The sequence below is a fragment of the Streptomyces sp. NRRL F-5123 genome (assembly GCF_000721495.1).
In the GTDB taxonomy this organism is placed as follows: domain Bacteria; phylum Actinomycetota; class Actinomycetes; order Streptomycetales; family Streptomycetaceae; genus Actinacidiphila.
On sequence record NZ_JOHY01000188.1, the window covers coordinates 1 to 407 of the forward strand.

Below are 407 nucleotides of genomic sequence, written 5' to 3' on the forward strand. Positions count from 1 at the left end.
CAGGCTGCCTTGCAGTTCTGCCCTGAGGTCGGGGGTGAGTACGGTGCCTGCGCGGTCGACGAGCAGGGCCATTTCGTAGCCGACGAGGCCGATGTCGCACTCGGGGTGGGCGAGTACGGCGAGGGAGGAGCCGTCGGAGACGGACATGATGAAGAGGAAGCCGCGTTCCATCTCGACGACGGTCTGGTTGACGGTGCCGCCCTCGAAGATGCGGGAGGCTCCGGCGGTCAGCGAGGTCAGTCCTGAGGCGACGGCGGCGAGCTGGTCGGCGCGGTCCCGCGGGAATCCGTCGGACATCGCGAGCAGCAGGCCGTCGGCGGAGACCACCACGGTGTGGGACACCCCGGGGGTGTTGTCCACGAAGTTGGTGATCAACCAGTTCAGGTTCTGTGCCGCCTGGCTCATCG

1 protein-coding gene is annotated in these 407 nt (G+C 67.6%); it reads right to left on the bottom strand.

Annotated features, from left to right (window positions below; genetic code table 11):
- A partial coding sequence (locus tag IH54_RS0138850) for a roadblock/LC7 domain-containing protein (RefSeq protein WP_031526384.1) occupies positions 1 to 405 on the bottom strand: 405 nt, incomplete at its 3' end.
- Positions 406 to 407 lie beyond the last annotated feature (2 nt).